A 14,821-nucleotide genomic window follows, 5' to 3' on the forward strand; every position below is an offset into this window, starting at 1 on the left:
AGGCCCCCACCCCCACATCGGGCGGATGCCCTATCTCGGGCAGTACCTGAGGCGTAGGACGTCTAAGGCGGGGCGTACGGCCGCCTTAGACGGGCAGGAGAGATCGCTTCAGGCCAGATTTGCCAAAAAACCCAGGGGAGCCTCGGCTGTGGTCAGTTTGGAATCATTCGGACTGGTCGGCGATGCTGGTGCAGTGTCAACTACGACTGCTCCGCTCGCGGAGGTCGCCGCTTCCAACTCGACGCTGCGGGCGTTCCTGCACGGCCTACCCGGTGTGGACCGGGTAGGCGCGGACGCCCGGGCCGCGATGCTGGGTACGCGATCCATCAAGACCACGGCCAAGAAGCAGGCCATCGACCTCGCCATCAGAATGGTGGACCTCACGACGCTCGAGGGCGCGGACACCCCGGGCAAGGTGAAGGCGATGTGCGCCAAGGCGGTTCACCCCGACCCGACCGACTCCTCCGTCCCCTCGGTGGCGGCGGTCTGCGTGTACCCCGACCTGGTCGCGACAGCCGTACAGGCTCTGGGGAGTTCGGGGGTGAAGGTCGCCTCGGTCGCCACGGCGTTCCCCTCCGGCCGGTCGTCGCTGGAGGTCAAGGTCGCCGACACCGTGCTCGCGGTCGCCGCCGGCGCGGCCGAGATCGACATGGTGATCGACCGCGGCGCGTTCCTCGCGGGGGACTACCTCACGGTGTTCGAGCAGATCGCGGCGGTCAAGGCCGCCTGCGGCAGCGCGCACCTGAAGGTCATCCTGGAGACGGGCGAGCTGTCGACGTACGACAACGTGCGCAGGGCGTCCTGGCTCGCGATGATCGCGGGCGCCGACTTCATCAAGACCTCGACGGGCAAGGTGTCGCCGGCCGCGACCCTGCCCGTCACGCTCGTCATGCTGGAGGCCGTCCGCGACTACCTCCGTACGGCGGGCAGGAAGGTGGGTGTGAAGCCCGCGGGCGGCATCCGGACCACCAAGGACGCGATCAAGTATCTGGTGCTGGTCAACGAGACCGCCGGTCCGGACTGGCTCGACCCCGACTGGTTCAGGCTCGGCGCCTCGTCGCTCCTCAACGACCTGCTCATGCAGCGTCAGAAGATGGCCACCGGCCGGTACGCCGGGCCCGACTACTTCACCCTGGACTAAGGCGGCCATCCCATGTTCGAGTACGCCCCCGCGCCCGAGTCGCGGGACATCGTCGACATCAAGCCGTCGTACGGCCTGTTCATCAACGGCGAGTGGGTCGAGCCCCTCGGCGAGGGACGGGACAAGACGATCAACCCGGCCAGCGAGGAGGTGCTCGCGGAGGTCGCCGTGGCGGGGGAGGCCGACGTCGACCGCGCTGTCCAGGCCGCACGCAAGGCGTTCACCGTGTGGTCGGCCATGCCGGGCTCCGAGCGGGCCAAGTACATCTTCCGCATCGCCAGGATCATCCAGGAGCGGGCCCGTGAGCTCGCCGTCCTGGAGTCCCTCGACAACGGCAAGCCGATCCGCGAGGCACGCGACGTGGACCTGCCGCTGGTCGCTGCCCACTTCTTCTACTACGCCGGATGGGCGGACAAGCTCTCCCACGCCGGGTTCGGCCCCTCGCCTCAGCCGCTCGGCGTGGCGGGGCAGGTCATCCCGTGGAACTTCCCGCTGCTCATGCTGGCGTGGAAGATCGCGCCCGCGCTCGCGTGCGGCAACACGGTCGTCCTCAAGCCCGCAGAGACAACGCCCCTGACGGCGCTGGCCTTCGCGGAGATCTGCCGGCAGGCCGACCTGCCTCCCGGCGTGGTGAACATCGTGACGGGAGCCGGGGAGACGGGCGCCGCCCTCGTCCGGCACCCCGACGTCGACAAGGTGGCCTTCACCGGCTCGACCGAGGTCGGCCGTATGATCGCGCGCTCGGTCGCCGGGTCGCGCAAGAAGGTCACGCTGGAGCTCGGCGGCAAGGCCGCCAACATCGTCTTCGAGGACGCGGCCCTGGACCAGGCGGTCGAGGGCATCGTCAACGGGATCTTTTTCAACCAGGGTCACGTGTGCTGCGCGGGCTCGCGCCTGCTCGTTCAGGAGTCGGTAGCCGAGGAACTGCTCGACGCGCTCAAGCGGCGGCTGTCCACGCTCAGGCTCGGCGACCCGCTGGACAAGAACACCGACATCGGTGCGATCAACTCCGCCGCCCAACTCGCCAAGATCCGGGAGCTGTCGGAGGCGGGAGAGGCCGAGGGAGCCGAGCGGTGGTCGCCCACGTGCCCGATCCCCGACAAGGGCTTCTGGTTCCCGCCGACCGTCTTCACCGGGGTCGCCCAGTCGCACCGCATCGCCCGGGAGGAGATCTTCGGCCCGGTGTTGTCCGTGCTGACGTTCCGTACGCCGGCTGAGGCGGTCGAGAAGGCCAACAACACGCCGTACGGGCTGTCGGCCGGCGTCTGGACCGAGAAGGGGTCGCTGATGTTGTGGATGGCGTCCCGGCTCCGGGCCGGCGTCGTCTGGTCCAACACGTTCAACAAGTTCGACCCCACATCGCCGTTCGGCGGCTACAAGGAGTCCGGCTACGGCCGCGAGGGCGGACGTCACGGTCTGGAGGCCTACCTTGCGGTGTGACGACCTGTGTGACGACCGCAGGCGGCGCCGTCTCGTGCGCCGCATGAACGCGGGCGCGGGTGAAGGCTATTCTCGTGCGCTCCGTTCGTCCCGCTTCGCCGTACGGCACGGCTGGTTCGCCCACCGGGGCGGCGTCTGCCGGTGCGGCCAGACCTACCAGCCGGCCCGTCCACTCCAGATTGGATCCTTCGATGAGTGAGCGCCTGGCCGTGCGCAAGACGTACAAGTTGTTCATCGGTGGCGCTTTCCCCCGGTCGGAAAGCGGAAGGTCGTATGTCGTGAGCTCCTCGAAGGGCGAGTTCCTGGCGAACGCGTCCAAGGCATCTCGCAAGGACGCCAGGGAGGCGGTGGCCGCCGCGCGCAAGGCCTTCCCCGGCTGGTCGGCCGCGACCGCCTACAACCGCGGCCAGATCCTCTACCGCGTCGCGGAGATGCTGGAGGGACGTCGCGGCCAGTTCGTGTCCGAGCTCGTCGACGCCGACGGCGTGGGCGTACGCAAGGCGGGCGAGCTGGTGGACGCGGCCGTGGACCGGCTCGTGTGGTACGCGGGCTGGTCGGACAAGATCGGCGCGATCCGCGGATCGGCCAATCCGGTCGCCGGGCCGTATTTCAACCTGTCCAGCACCGAGCCGACCGGTGTGGTCGCGGTCGTGGCCCCGCAGGAGGCGCCGCTGCTGGGTCTGGTCAGCGTGATCGCCCCGGTGATCGTCACGGGCAACACCTGTGTGGTGGTCGCGTCGGAGCGGGCGCCGCTGCCGTCGATCACGCTGGCCGAGGTGCTGGCCACGTCGGACCTGCCCGGAGGGGTGGTCAACATCCTCACGGGGTCGGCCGCCGAGGTCGCGCCCTGGCTGGCGGGCCACATGGACGTCAACGCCGTCGACCTGACCGGCGCCGACGCGGAGCTCGCGGTCACGTGTGAGGAGGCGGCGGCGGAGAACCTCAAGCGCGTCCTGCGTCCGCCGTCCGTCAAGGCCGACTGGCTGGCCGACCCCGGCACCGAGCGCATGACGGCCTTCCTGGAGACGAAGACCGTCTGGCATCCGATCGGCACCTGACGTTTCTTTGTTGGGCGTGATCATGCACGGGTTCGTGGGAATGGCTGGTGACCAGCCCCAACCCTGGGTGTGATCATGCACGGGTTCGTGGGGATGAGTGGTGACCTGCGGAAACGCGATCCGTGATCATGCACGGTTTCGGAGAAGTGTGGTCTGACCTGGCGTGACGGAGTTCGTGATCATGCAATGCGCGCTGATTGCATGATCACGAACCAGGTTTGCGCAGGTAGGCGTAGCTGTACACGAATCTGTGCATGATCACGATCGGGGTGTGCCCAGGTCGGACGGCATGATCTCGAAATCGTGCATGATCACGGATGGGGAACGGCCAGGTCGGCGCGTACTCTCTCGAACCTGTGCATGATCACGGCCAGGGGGGCGCGGGGGTCAGCCGCGGAAGATCAGCTCGGCTACGGTGACGCGGTAGTGGTACCTGGTTCTGACGCCCATGACCAGCGTCAGCCATGTGTCCTCGTTGATCCGGTAGACGGCCCGCTCCTGCGGAAGCGCCGGGTGTTTGGGCGAGTGCGCCATCGCGAGCTCGTGGGCGATCGCCCGGGCCTCTTCGCGCTCGCCGTCGACCTCGTAGATGTCGGAGATCCGCCACTCCTTGTGGTCGGCGCCGCCGATGTTCTCCTCGATGAGGACACGCCACTGACTCATGCGTGTGATCATGCCTGGTTCGTACGGTTCTCACACGCGGACGCCCTGGGCGTCACGCGTTCCGGAGGGACAGCAGCAACTCCGCGTTCGATCCGGTTCCCTTCAGTGTCGCGAGGAACGGCTCGAGCGCGCCCTGGTCGTGCAGCGCCTTGCGCAGCTTCCACAGGAGAGGCAGCTCGGCCGGGTCGACCAGGAGCTCCTCGCGCCGGGTGCCCGACCCGGTGACGTCGACGGCGGGGAAGATCCGCTTCTCGGACAGGCTCCGGTTGAGCCGCAGCTCCATGTTGCCGGTGCTCTTGAACTCCTCGAAGAGGTTGTCGTCCATCTTCGACCCGGTCTCGACCAGGGCGGCCGCCAGGATGGTGAGTGAGCCGGCGCCCTGAAGATTGCGGGCGGCGCCCAGCACGCGCTTGGGCGGATGGACGGCCCGGACGTCGATGCCTCCGGTCAGGATTCGACCGCCGCTCGGCGCCGTCATGTTGTACGCCCGGCCGAGCCGGGTGATCGAGTCGATGAGCATGACCACGTCGTGCCCCAGCTCGACGAGCCGCTTGGCCCGCTCGACCGCCAGCTCGGTGACGGCGATGTGGTCCGTCGCGGGACGGTCGAAGGTGGAGGCGATGACCTCCGCCTGGACGGACTCCCGCATGTCCGTGACCTCCTCGGGCCGCTCGTCGACGAGGACGATCATGAGGTGGCACTCGGGGTGGTTGGTGGTGATCGCGTTCGCGACCGCCTGGAGCAGCATGGTCTTGCCGGCCTTCGGCGGGGCCACGATCAGGCCGCGCTGGCCCTTGCCGATCGGTGCCAGCAGGTCGATGACGCGGGTGGTGAGGACGGCGGGCCCGGTTTCGAGGCGGAGCCGCTCGGTGGGGTGGATGGGGACCAGGTCGGCGAAATCCGGCCGTGGTGCGCCGGGCGGCAGGCCGTTCACCGTGTCGACGCTGATCAGCCTGCCGTTCTGGGCGGTGCCGTGGACGACGTCGCCGGTGCGGAGTCCGTGGTCGCGGACCAGCGCGGGCGGTACGGAGACGTCCTTCGGCCCGGGGAGGTAGCCGCCGCCGCGGATGAAGGCGTTCCTGGCCGCGTTATTGGCCGTGTTATTGCCCACGCCGTCGAGCAGGCCGCTGACGGTCGTGGTTTCGGCGGTGGGTCTCGGCGAACGGCCCGCCCTGGTCGCGCCGTTCACACTGGTCGCGCTGGATGTCTTGGCCGCGGTCCTGGAGCTGTTCCTGGATCTGGTCCTCGGCCCGGTCCGCGGGATGGTGTCTGTGGTCGTCATGGTGGATTCCTTGTCTCGGGGGGTTCGTGCGGATGGCGGTGCTCGGGTCGGTCCGGTGCTCGGATCGGTCCGGATCCGTCCGGCGGTCGACGCTCGCCTGTGCGGGCGACTGCATCCGCGGCTTTGGGTTGTGATCGGCATCGCCGTACGGCGGAGAGCGCCGGCGGGCATGCCGCGTCCGCCTCTCGCATGATCACGCAAGGAGAAACGGCAGGTCACGCTGGGAACGGAAGAACGTGCGCATGATCACGACGCGGGAAAGCGCAGGTAGACCCGCATGATCGCGAACCTGTGCATGATCACGCCCCATGGGCGGGGGCGGGGTGGGTGGTGCATGATCGCGCCCGAGTGGGCGGTGGAGAAAGAAGCAGGTGCATGTGCCTGATATCAGGCCAGAACCATGCGGACCTGTCGTCACCATAACACGGCACGCGGCCCGGAGATTCCCGAGCCGCGCCGGCGATTTCGGGTCAGCGCGCCTGGAGGGCGTCGAGGGCGACGGCCATCGCGATGACCAGACGCCGGTCGATGCGCGGGTCGTGGATCTCGATGAGGTACCGGTCGCGCAGGCCCCACTGGCGGTTCACGGAGAAGACGATCGAGGCGCCCACGCTGAAGTCGAAGTGGTACGGCAGCCACGACAGGGAGTCGGCGAACCGGCGCAGCAGGGCCACGACGAGGCGACGCTCCTGGCCGGTCATCGTCGGCAGCCCGTGCTGCTGGACGTGCCACGTCGAGCGCAGCAGCGACTTGGCGAAGTCCTTGCGGAACGAGCCGATCTCGGCTCCGGTCTCGTCGGTGACGTCGTACTCGCCGGCGAGGTCCATGACCTTGCGGGCCTTGAATCCGGCGAGCATCCGCTGCCGCGACTCGTCAGTGAACAGGGTGACCTGCTCCTTGAGCGTCATCCGCTTCTGCTCGGCGAACGCCACGATCGGTCCTTCTGAACCGTCGGGCTCGGCGATGTGGACGACGTACCTGTTCACCATCATGGTGATCTTCTGACGCAGGATGAGCCGACTCTGCGCCTGGAGGTGTGAAATATCCATGTGATCTCCAAAGACGGTGTGAGCACACCCTATACGCGCTATGCCAAAGGGAGATCGCCCGTGAGATAGCGCTGGACGGCCGGGGCCACGCAGGCGACGAGTTGCTCCTTTTCGAGCGAGGCGACCGGTCCGATGTTCAGTACATAACGGGTGAAAGCGATTCCGATCAGATGGGATCCGGCGATGATGCCGCGCGTCTCCGCCTGGTCCACTCCGAGTTGTCCGGCGAGCGGCTGAAGCACCTCGTTGGTGATGAACTCCTTGAGCATCGCGGCCGCGGCCGGAGAGGACGCCGCCGAGCTCACGACGGCTCGCAGCTTGGGGCCGTGCTCCGGGCTCTCCCAGAGTGAGAGATAGCGGCGCACCAGTCGCTCGCCGACTCCCTCGATGTCGCCCTCCATGACCTCGCCCAGTTCGCGCAGAGGCAGGCCGCTCGCCCGGATGGCGGCGTCGAAGAGGCCGTCCTTGTTGCCGAAGAAGTGCATGACCAGCGCCGGGTCGACGCCGGCCGTGCGTGCGACCGCACGGATCGTCGTCCCGGCGTAGCCGCCTTCGGTGAAGGCCTCGACCGCCGCCTCGAGGATCGCCTCCCGCGTCTGGGGCGATCCGGGACGCCGTCCGCTCTTGCTGTCCATGGGGGCTATTCAACCACGTTGAATTCATCTATGTTGAACTCAACGCTGTTGAAGTCAACACATGGAGAATTAAGATGCGCAAGCTGATCGCGATCATCGGAGCGGTCACGGTCCTGGGGATGGTCTTCGCAGCCTCGTTCCTGGGCGCGCTCCACCGGCCCGAACCCCATGACGTGCCCGTCGCGGTCGTCGGGCCGTCCCAGACGACGGCCCAGCTCGGCGCCGCCCTCGACGCCAAGGCACCCGGAGCCTTCTCTCTCACGCCGTACGCCGACGAGGGGTCCGCGAGGAACGCCCTCGGGAACCGGGAGGTCGACGCCGTACTGATCCCGGAGGCGGGCAGGCTCGTGGTCGCAAGCGCCGGCGGCCGTACCGGTTCCACCGTCATCACGCAGGTCTTCCAGGCCGCCGCGCAGGCCCAGGGCAGGCCGCTCGCCGTGGAGGATGCCATTCCCCTCCCTCCCGGCGACGCGGGCGGCATCTCGGGGATGTTCTACGTACTCGCCCTGGTGCTCCCCGGCATCGCCGTCGCCGTGCTGACGGCCCGGGCCGCCCCCGGGCTCGGCCTCGCCGGCCGCCTCGGTCTGCTCGCCGCGGCCTCGCTCGTCGTCGGTACGGCGAACGCATGGTTGTCCGATGTGGTGTTCGGGGCGCTCCCAGGCCGGTTCTGGGGCCTGGTGGTGGTGTCGGCAGGGGTCACGCTGGCCATCGGCCTGGTGTCGTCGGGGCTCATGCGGGTCGCCGGCGCCCTCGGAGTCGGGCTCGCGGCGCTGCTGTTCATCCCGATCGGCCTGCCCGCGAGCGGCGGCCCGCTCGGTGCCCGCTTCATCCCGGAGTGGTACGCCGCCGTGGGCCAGGTACTGCCGGTCGGCCAGGCCGCGGAAGCCGTCAAGAACGTCGTGCACTTCGACGGCGCGGCGCTCGCGACACCGCTGCTCGTGCTCGGGGGCTGGGCCCTGCTCGGCCTCGTGCTGCTGGTCGTGCCGCGGCGGCGTGCGCGGATCGCCGCGCAGCCGGTCCTGGTGGGTTGACGATCATCGGGACCAGGGCATTTGGGAGAGCTGCGTCACCTTGTGGCTTCACCAGGAATACAGCAGGGACCCGGATGGCTCATCGCTGGTGAGGGGTCCATTCCGGCTTGCCGGAACTCGGAAATCTCGGGCGGGGCAACTGCCGCTGATCCGGCATCGCCCCGCCGTCGTGTGAGAGCGACGATGCATCGGTGAGCACACGATGCGGCCGCCGCCCACGCGGGCCGTACAGGAAAGAAGAAGTGGTGAACATGCCTCGTTGGGTGAGATGGGCACTGGGCGGCGTCGCAGCCGGCCTGGTGGTGTCCGTCGTCAGGAGCGGGCTACCCGACCCCGATGAGGTCTGGCATGCGATGGGGGGACTGAACGTCGGCTGGCTGAGCGTGGCCGTGCTGGCGCAGATCCTGTCGATGGGCACGTTCGCCCGGCTGATCCGCCGCCTGCTCATACTCGGCGGAGCTCATCTGACGGTTCCGCGGGCCGTCGCGCTGACCTACGCGCGCAACGCCGTGACCAACTCGTTCCCGGCCGGCCAGGTCGTCGGCATCGCGTACACCACCCGTCAGTTCGCCCGGCTGGGCGCGGCCAAGCCGCTGATCGCCGCCACGCTGGTGCTCAGCGGCGTCTACTCGACTGCGACGTTCGTCATGCTCGGGGCGGTGGCCGTGCTGGGTGAGCCGTCCATCCGGCCGGCGGGCGTGACCGTGCTCGCACTCGTGCTCGTACTCGTCGGTGCGCTCTCGCTGGTGCGGCCCCGCGCGTTCGGCGAATGGCTCGGACGGCGTTTCCCCCGGGCGATGGACCAGATGCGCGCCGCACGGCGCGCGGTCACGATGGCCAGGCGCGACCGGCTGATGCTGGCGTGGCTCGCGCTGGCCAACTGGCTGCTCGACGTGGCGTGTCTGGCCGCCGTGTGCGAGGCCGCCGGCGTGCACATCGGTCCGCACACGGTGTTGCTCGGGTACGTCGCCGCCAAGGCGGCCGCGGTGCTCCTGCTGATCCCCGGGGGCCTGGGAATCGCTGAGATCGGGCTGGCGGCCACGCTGATCGGCGGAGGTGTCGCGGGCGGCACGGCGGCGGCCGTCGTGCTGCTGTACCGGCTGATCTCCTACTGGGGTGTCCTCGTGGCCGGCTGGGCCGCGTGGCTGCTGCTCCTCGACGGTCTTCGTCCCCGGCTCAGGGCCGGGGGGCACTGGTTCTGGGACGCCTTCGTCCGCTGGGCGGTGGCGCTGAGCCCGTGCACGCCGTACCCCTATCGGGATCTCCCGCGTTGAGCCCGCGGGCCGGGCGACGCGGATGAGCGCGGGTCAGGGTTTTATCAGGGTTCTCGGTGGAACAGGTGTCCTTCGCCGGTTCGTTGAACGGGCGACGAAAGGGGACACCGATGTACCGGTCCAGAGAACACAAGATCATCGCGGGCGTCTGTGGTGGCATCGCGGAGCGCTTCGGGATGCCGCCCACCCTGGTGAGGCTGCTCTTCCTGCTGTCCTGCGTGCTGCCCGGTCCGCAGTTCGTCATCTACCTCATCATGTGGGTGGCCGTTCCCAAGGCGCCAGAAAAGCACTATCAGTACTGAGCGTAGCGCCGGTTCCCCAGAGGCACGGGGCCACGCCGCGGCATGGCGTACCGCCGCTTATGCTCGCAGGTGGAAAGGTGACGTGACGATGCGCGAACGACCTCTGGTGCTGATCAAGGACGATCTCGTCGACTACGAGAAGGCCATGGAACGCATGGACGCCCTGGTCGAGGAGCGGCAGAACGACGAGCGGCCGGACACGATCTGGCTGCTCAGCCACCCCGCGGTCTTCACAGTCACCAAACGAACCCTCCAGACGCATCTCCCCGATCCGTCGTTCGGCATCCCCGTCGTCCAGACGGGCAGGGGCGGCCAGCTCACCTATCACGGTCCCGGCCAGCTCGTCGGGTACCTGATCGTCAAGCTGCGTGCGGGCGAGGGCGTCGTCGACTACATCCGCGAGGTGGAACTGCGGCTGGTCGAGGCGCTCGGAACCCTCGGCGTCCCGGCGGAGCGCCGAGACACCCCGCCCGGATCGGAACTGCTCACCGGTGTCTGGACGAAGGACACCGTACGGAAGATCGTTTCGGTGGGGATGCGGGCGAGCCGTTCGGTCACCAGCCACGGCTTCGCCCTCAACGTCGACGGCGATCTGAGCCCATGGCAGCTTGCGATCCCCTGCGGGATGCCCGACGTGGACATGACGTCCGTCGCCCGGGAGGTCGGGGAGACGTCCATGGACGAGGCCCGTCTCGCCGTCGCCCGGGCGTTCGAAGCCTCCTGAGCCTTCAGCGGGGGCTTTCCGCGTCCGTGATCGCTGTGCATCATGGGTCCGTGGATCTGAATTACTACGACACGCTCATCGCGGTCGCCGATGACTGCCCCGTCAACGGCGCCGTGGTGCCCGCCTTGAGGGGCGGCAAGAAGACGGTCGCCGTGGTCCAGTTCGACATGATCTCCGCTGACCCCGGCGGCCTCACGCAGGAGGACGTCCTGTTCGAGACGTGGCTGCGGCGGCGGGAATCGGATGGGCTCTCGGAGTCCGAGCGCGCGGAGTTGCGTGCGCAGTTCTTCTCCAGGTCGCAGGCCTGCCTGCGGGCCTCGCCGCTGCCCAAGAAGTACGGCTGGGGCCTGCGCTTCGACGCCGCCGGCCGGGTCACGCTGTGCCCGATGGGTTCGGACGAATATGAGGAGATCATCGCCGGTGAGGTGCCGGGCGTGAATGTCCTCAAGGCGATGCGGTCCAAGCGCGCTTAGAGCGTGTTCGAGAAGACCGGCAAACGTCGTTACGCCTCTGATCTGACAGACGCCCAGTGTGCGCTGATCGAACCTGTGCGCCGATCGAACCTGTGCGCTGATCGAACCGCTGCTGTCGGCACCCACGACGAGGAGCACCCGGGTTGAGCACACCCATTGACGTTGTGCCTTATGACCCGGAGTGGCCCCAGATCTTCGAACGACTGCACCGACGTCTGAAAGCACACCTCGGAGATCTCGCCCTGCGGATCGAACATGTCGGCAGTACCGCGGTACCCGGTCTGTCCGCCAAGTCGATCATCGACCTCGATGTGGTGATCCGTGGTGGTGCTGATCTCACCGAGGCGATCACAGCTCTTCGCCGCCTCGGCTACGCCCACGAAGGGGATGGCGGAATTCAAGGGCGAGAGATGTTCACGACCCCTGCTGATGCGCCTCCCCACCACCTCTACGTCTGCGCGGCCGGCAACCGCGAATTGGCTCGGCACCTCGCATTTCGTGACTTACTACGCGCGGAGCCGATGACTGCGAGGGCCTACGCCGATCTCAAGGCGGATCTCGCCGTCCGGTTTCGTGATGATCGTCGCGGCTACAGCGAGGCAAAGGGCGCCTTTATCGAGCAGGCGCTCAGCTCGATCATCAGCCGCGTGCTCCGTTGATTTTAGTCGGTGCGATTGGCATTCAATTTTCCGTTTTTCCCGCATTGGCGATTTCGCGGCCTTCGGTGTCGTGGTGTGCTCTAGTACTCCAGTCGCACATCGGAATGTGCGCTGAGCTCGGGGATCACTTCGAGTGCTGCAGCATGCTGCTGTATGCATGACCGTGCTTGTCCATGCTCGTTCATGGACGTCCCCGCGTGAGAAGCAGACGGCCACCGCTGTGATCATTCAGGTGTGATGGAACTGAAGATCATGCGGTGGCCGCGATGGCCAGATTAGAGCACCTCGGCGCCACCCGCTTCAAAGCCGGGTTGGATGATGCGTTCGCCCTGGTCGCGGGCCGATTCAGAAGGCGTGAGGTCCGGCTGCGCGCCCGAGCCTGCATCGAGGGCTTGCTGTCCGGGCTGGAGCGAAAGAACGGCTGGTCGCTGGCCGAATACGCCGGGGAGCACACCCCTGATGGGATGCAGCGGCTGTTCAACGCCGCCAAATGGGACGTCGACGGCGTGCGTGGCAATCCCCTGAAACCGTGGAGACGTTTCTATGCGGCGATGGCCTCGTGAGCTCTCGCCCGGGCGGCTGCTCGGGCGGCCTTGATCCGTTGCTCGTACTCGATCGGGGATAGCCCGTCGGCGGCGCTATGGCGCCGGCGCGCGTTGTAGAAGTCGGCGATCCAGGTGGCGATTTTCACGCGTGCCTGGTCGCGGGTGGCGAAGCGGTGCCGATGCACGAACTCGACTTTGAGGGTGGAGTTGAACGACTCGGCCGCGGCGTTGTCCAGCGCGCAACCGACACGGCCCATGGACTGCACCACGCCCTAGTGCCGGCAGGCACCCTGGAAGCGAGCAGCGGTGTATTCGCTGCCGCGGTCGCTATGAAAGATCACTCCGTCGACGGTGCCGCCGCGGGTGACGGCCGCCATCTGCAACGCAGCGATGGTCAGGGCCGCGTCGTGGTGGGCGGACATGGCGTAGCCGAGCATCCGGCGGGAGAACAGGTCCTCCACCGTGGCCAGATACAGCTTGCCTTCGCCGGTGGGGATTTCGGTGACGTCGCCGCACCACAGCACGTCCGGCGCTATCGCGGTGAACTGCCGCCGCACCAGATCCGGCGACGCGGCCCGTTTCCCCGACCTGGTCAGCCCTCGGGGTTTGCGGCGTTCGCGGGCGACCAGACCAAGTTCGGCCATCCGCGCCGCCACGGTGTTGACCGAGACCCGCCAGCCGTCCTGGTGCAGGTCCCGGGCGATCCGCGGGGACCCGTAAGTTCCGGTGGAGGCGGTGAACCGTGCCGCGATCGCCTCATCCAACCGGTCTTGCCGCTGCCGGCGGGCGGTCGGCGCCCGATCACGCCACTTGTAGAACCAGGCCTGCGAGACACCCAAGACCCGGCAGGTCAGCGCGTGGGGGACGTCATGCTCGGTCTTCTGGGAAGCGATGAAGGCCGCCACGCTCACCGGCCCGTCGCTTCCTTGACCCAGAGGACCACCGAGCGCTTGAGGACATCACGCTCCATCTCCAGCTCAGCGCGTTCCTTGGCCCACTCGGCCTTCTGCCTGCGCAACCGCGCGAGTTCCTCACGCTCGGACTCGGCCAACTCCCCGCCGGAACCGCTGTCCTGCTCGCGGGCCAGCCGGTCCATCTGCACCCAGTTGGCCAGCGTGCCCGCGTTGATTCCCAGGTCCCTTGCGACCTGGGCGATCGATTTTCCCGTCTCCCGGACGATGCGCACCGCACCCGCCCGGAACTCCGGATCGAACCTGCGTCTGGTCTCTCCCACGACCCAACCTTCTCTTTAGGTCAGGTCTCCACGCTACGAGGGGAGAGCCATGCGTGACGATGTCCGCGACTACGTGATCGACCATCTGGGCGAGGCCGACGGTGTTCTGGTCGGTGACGACACGGGGTTTGAGAAGAAGGGCGTCTGCTCGGCTGGCGTGCAGCGGCAGTACACGGGCACCGCCGGAAAGATCACCAACTGTCAGATCGGGGTGTTCCTCGGCTACGCCAGCAGCCGCGGCCGGGCGCTGGTGGACCGGGACCTGTATGTCCCACACGGGACGTGGATCGACGATCCCGGGCGGTGCGCGGCCGCACGGATCCCCGACCACGTCGGCTTCGCTACCAAGCCGCAACTGCTGCGAGCCATGATCGAGCGGGCGATCATCGCCGGAGTTCCGTTCGGTTGGGTGACCGCCGATGAGGCATACGGCGACAACGGGCCACTGCGCCGATTCCTCGAAGACGAGCAGGTCAGCTATGTGCTGGCGGTCTCCTGCTCCCATCAGATCGCCAGCGGTGCGGGGAAGATCCGCGCCGACACCCTCGTCAGGCAGATTCCCGCGAGCGGGTGGCAGCGCCTGTCGTGCGGGGACGGCGCCAAGGGCGAGCGGCGCTATGACTGGGCTCTGGTCGCCACCGCCAAGCCCACCCACCACCTGCTGATCCGCCGATCGGTCAGCAAGCCGACTGAGCTGGCCTACTACTTATGCCACACCCCTGCCCCCGTGCCGCTGAGCCGGCTTGTCACGGTGGCCGGCGCCCGCTGGACGATCGAGGAATGCTTCCAGGCCGGGAAGAACGAGGCCGCCGTCGACCACTATCAGGTCCGGCTCTACCCGGCGTGGTATCGGTACATGACGTTGGCCATGCTCGCCCTGGCCTTCCTCGCCGTCACACGGGCCACCCTCATCCGTGAACCTGACCCAGACGAGATCGCCTCACCCAAGGGCCCAACACCGATCACTCGCAGCGATCGCCTGATCGCGATCTCCGCCAATGAGATCCGTCGCCTGTTCGCCCTACTGACCCGACCATCGATCAACGAAGGCCACGTTCACCGCTGGTCCCTGTGGCGGCGACGCCACCAGACCCACGCTCAACAGTCCCACTACCAGCGGCAACAACTCAAAGATCAATAAGTGCGGCTGCAGTACTAGGGCGTCTCTGCGGGTCGTGTGCGAGTCTCGGGTTTGTCGGTGTTGATTGCATTTCTGCTGAAATCTCCATTTTCTGAGATCGGTGAATTCGAGCAACGTCGAAAGTCCTTGCTGATTACGCACCGGTATCGGTTGTCACCGAGCGCGTTCCC

15 protein-coding genes and 3 pseudogenes are annotated in these 14,821 nt (G+C 67.6%); 11 read left to right on the forward strand and 7 right to left on the reverse strand.

Features of this window, described 5'->3' with window-relative positions; translation table 11 throughout:
* Positions 1-193: 193 nt before the first annotated feature.
* The 3 genes from deoC (at position 194) to Pka01_RS08210 (ending at position 3,639) form a co-directional block, all read left to right on the forward strand.
* Positions 194-1,141, forward strand: coding sequence for a deoxyribose-phosphate aldolase (gene deoC, locus Pka01_RS08200; protein WP_203881986.1), 948 nt, complete (start codon positions 194-196; stop codon positions 1,139-1,141).
* Between the two features lie 12 nt (positions 1,142-1,153).
* A complete protein-coding gene (locus Pka01_RS08205) occupies positions 1,154-2,581 on the forward strand; it encodes an aldehyde dehydrogenase family protein (protein WP_203881987.1) in 1,428 nt (475 codons plus the stop codon).
* A gap of 191 nt (positions 2,582-2,772) precedes the next feature.
* The gene (locus Pka01_RS08210; RefSeq protein ID WP_203881988.1) at positions 2,773-3,639 is read left to right on the forward strand and encodes an aldehyde dehydrogenase family protein; all 867 of its coding nucleotides are present in this window, start codon (positions 2,773-2,775) and stop codon (positions 3,637-3,639) included.
* A 387-nt stretch (positions 3,640-4,026) separates the two neighbouring features.
* On the opposite strand, the gene Pka01_RS08215 is transcribed toward Pka01_RS08210, so the two are convergent.
* The 4 genes and pseudogenes from Pka01_RS08215 to Pka01_RS08230 form a co-directional block, all read right to left on the reverse strand.
* On the reverse strand, positions 4,027-4,302 hold the full coding sequence (locus tag Pka01_RS08215) for a hypothetical protein (protein WP_203881989.1): 276 nt from the start codon (positions 4,300-4,302) through the stop codon (positions 4,027-4,029).
* 52 nt (positions 4,303-4,354) lie between these two features.
* A pseudogene (gene rho, locus Pka01_RS08220) lies at positions 4,355-5,434 on the reverse strand (transcription termination factor Rho); the annotation flags it as partial.
* 620 nt (positions 5,435-6,054) lie between these two features.
* The gene (locus tag Pka01_RS08225; RefSeq protein ID WP_203881991.1) at positions 6,055-6,633 is read right to left on the reverse strand and encodes an LURP-one-related family protein; all 579 of its coding nucleotides are present in this window, start codon (positions 6,631-6,633) and stop codon (positions 6,055-6,057) included.
* A gap of 38 nt (positions 6,634-6,671) precedes the next feature.
* Positions 6,672-7,268 carry a TetR/AcrR family transcriptional regulator gene (locus Pka01_RS08230; RefSeq protein WP_203881992.1) on the reverse strand — a complete coding sequence of 199 codons (597 nt, stop codon included), beginning with the start codon at positions 7,266-7,268 and terminating at the stop codon, positions 6,672-6,674.
* Positions 7,269-7,342: 74 nt separating this feature from the next.
* On the opposite strand from Pka01_RS08230, the gene Pka01_RS08235 reads away from it, so the two are divergent.
* From Pka01_RS08235 to Pka01_RS08265, 7 genes and pseudogenes are all read left to right on the forward strand, one after another.
* Positions 7,343-8,299: a hypothetical protein gene (locus tag Pka01_RS08235; protein WP_203881993.1), complete on the forward strand. Its 957-nt coding sequence runs from the start codon at positions 7,343-7,345 to the stop codon at positions 8,297-8,299.
* 251 nt (positions 8,300-8,550) lie between these two features.
* Positions 8,551-9,573 (forward strand): lysylphosphatidylglycerol synthase transmembrane domain-containing protein, encoded by a 1,023-nt coding sequence (locus tag Pka01_RS08240; protein ID WP_203881994.1) that lies wholly within the window; start codon positions 8,551-8,553, stop codon positions 9,571-9,573.
* A gap of 110 nt (positions 9,574-9,683) precedes the next feature.
* The gene (locus Pka01_RS08245) at positions 9,684-9,875 is read left to right on the forward strand and encodes a PspC domain-containing protein (RefSeq protein ID WP_203881995.1); all 192 of its coding nucleotides are present in this window, start codon (positions 9,684-9,686) and stop codon (positions 9,873-9,875) included.
* 88 nt (positions 9,876-9,963) lie between these two features.
* On the forward strand, positions 9,964-10,599 hold the full coding sequence (gene lipB / locus Pka01_RS08250) for a lipoyl(octanoyl) transferase LipB (RefSeq protein ID WP_203881996.1): 636 nt from the start codon (positions 9,964-9,966) through the stop codon (positions 10,597-10,599).
* A gap of 50 nt (positions 10,600-10,649) precedes the next feature.
* On the forward strand, positions 10,650-11,072 hold the full coding sequence (locus tag Pka01_RS08255; RefSeq protein ID WP_203881997.1) for a DUF6157 family protein: 423 nt from the start codon (positions 10,650-10,652) through the stop codon (positions 11,070-11,072).
* A gap of 143 nt (positions 11,073-11,215) precedes the next feature.
* On the forward strand, positions 11,216-11,731 hold the full coding sequence (locus tag Pka01_RS08260) for a GrpB family protein (RefSeq protein ID WP_203881998.1): 516 nt from the start codon (positions 11,216-11,218) through the stop codon (positions 11,729-11,731).
* A 266-nt stretch (positions 11,732-11,997) separates the two neighbouring features.
* Positions 11,998-12,243 (forward strand): annotated as a pseudogene (locus tag Pka01_RS08265) (IS701 family transposase); the annotation flags it as partial.
* Between the two features lie 29 nt (positions 12,244-12,272).
* Here the strand turns inward: Pka01_RS08265 and Pka01_RS08270 are convergent.
* From Pka01_RS08270 to Pka01_RS40685, 3 genes are read right to left on the reverse strand one after another with little or no spacing between them, the layout of a single operon-like run.
* A complete protein-coding gene (locus Pka01_RS08270) occupies positions 12,273-12,545 on the reverse strand; it encodes an integrase core domain-containing protein (RefSeq protein ID WP_308442215.1) in 273 nt (90 codons plus the stop codon).
* 3 nt (positions 12,546-12,548) lie between these two features.
* Positions 12,549-13,187 carry an IS3 family transposase gene (locus tag Pka01_RS08275; RefSeq protein ID WP_203882001.1) on the reverse strand — a complete coding sequence of 213 codons (639 nt, stop codon included), beginning with the start codon at positions 13,185-13,187 and terminating at the stop codon, positions 12,549-12,551.
* Positions 13,184-13,510 carry a transposase gene (locus Pka01_RS40685; RefSeq protein ID WP_239114821.1) on the reverse strand — a complete coding sequence of 109 codons (327 nt, stop codon included), beginning with the start codon at positions 13,508-13,510 and terminating at the stop codon, positions 13,184-13,186. Before Pka01_RS40685 ends, Pka01_RS08275 begins: the two co-directional genes overlap by 4 nt.
* Positions 13,511-13,559: 49 nt before the next feature.
* On the opposite strand from Pka01_RS40685, the pseudogene Pka01_RS08285 reads away from it, so the two are divergent.
* Positions 13,560-14,651 (forward strand): annotated as a pseudogene (locus Pka01_RS08285) (IS701 family transposase); the annotation flags it as partial.
* Positions 14,652-14,821: the final 170 nt, after the last annotated feature.

The organism is Planotetraspora kaengkrachanensis (assembly GCF_016862895.1).
In the GTDB taxonomy this organism is placed as follows: Bacteria; Actinomycetota; Actinomycetes; order Streptosporangiales; family Streptosporangiaceae; genus Planotetraspora; species Planotetraspora kaengkrachanensis.

What these genes read in the sequence shown, in the direction of transcription:
- Pka01_RS08215 (WP_203881989.1), bottom strand. Translation starts at nt 4,302, where the DNA reads ATGAGTCAGTGGCGTGTCCTCATCGAGGAGAACATCGGCGGCGCCGAC.
- Pka01_RS08230 (WP_203881992.1), bottom strand. Translation starts at nt 7,268, where the DNA reads ATGGACAGCAAGAGCGGACGGCGTCCCGGATCGCCCCAGACGCGGGAG.
- Pka01_RS08240 (WP_203881994.1), top strand. Translation starts at nt 8,551, where the DNA reads ATGCCTCGTTGGGTGAGATGGGCACTGGGCGGCGTCGCAGCCGGCCTG.
- Pka01_RS08210 (WP_203881988.1), top strand. Translation starts at nt 2,773, where the DNA reads ATGAGTGAGCGCCTGGCCGTGCGCAAGACGTACAAGTTGTTCATCGGT.
- Pka01_RS08205 (WP_203881987.1), top strand. Translation starts at nt 1,154, where the DNA reads ATGTTCGAGTACGCCCCCGCGCCCGAGTCGCGGGACATCGTCGACATC.
- Pka01_RS08235 (WP_203881993.1), top strand. Translation starts at nt 7,343, where the DNA reads ATGCGCAAGCTGATCGCGATCATCGGAGCGGTCACGGTCCTGGGGATG.
- lipB (WP_203881996.1), top strand. Translation starts at nt 9,964, where the DNA reads ATGCGCGAACGACCTCTGGTGCTGATCAAGGACGATCTCGTCGACTAC.
- Pka01_RS08245 (WP_203881995.1), top strand. Translation starts at nt 9,684, where the DNA reads ATGTACCGGTCCAGAGAACACAAGATCATCGCGGGCGTCTGTGGTGGC.
- Pka01_RS08225 (WP_203881991.1), bottom strand. Translation starts at nt 6,633, where the DNA reads ATGGATATTTCACACCTCCAGGCGCAGAGTCGGCTCATCCTGCGTCAG.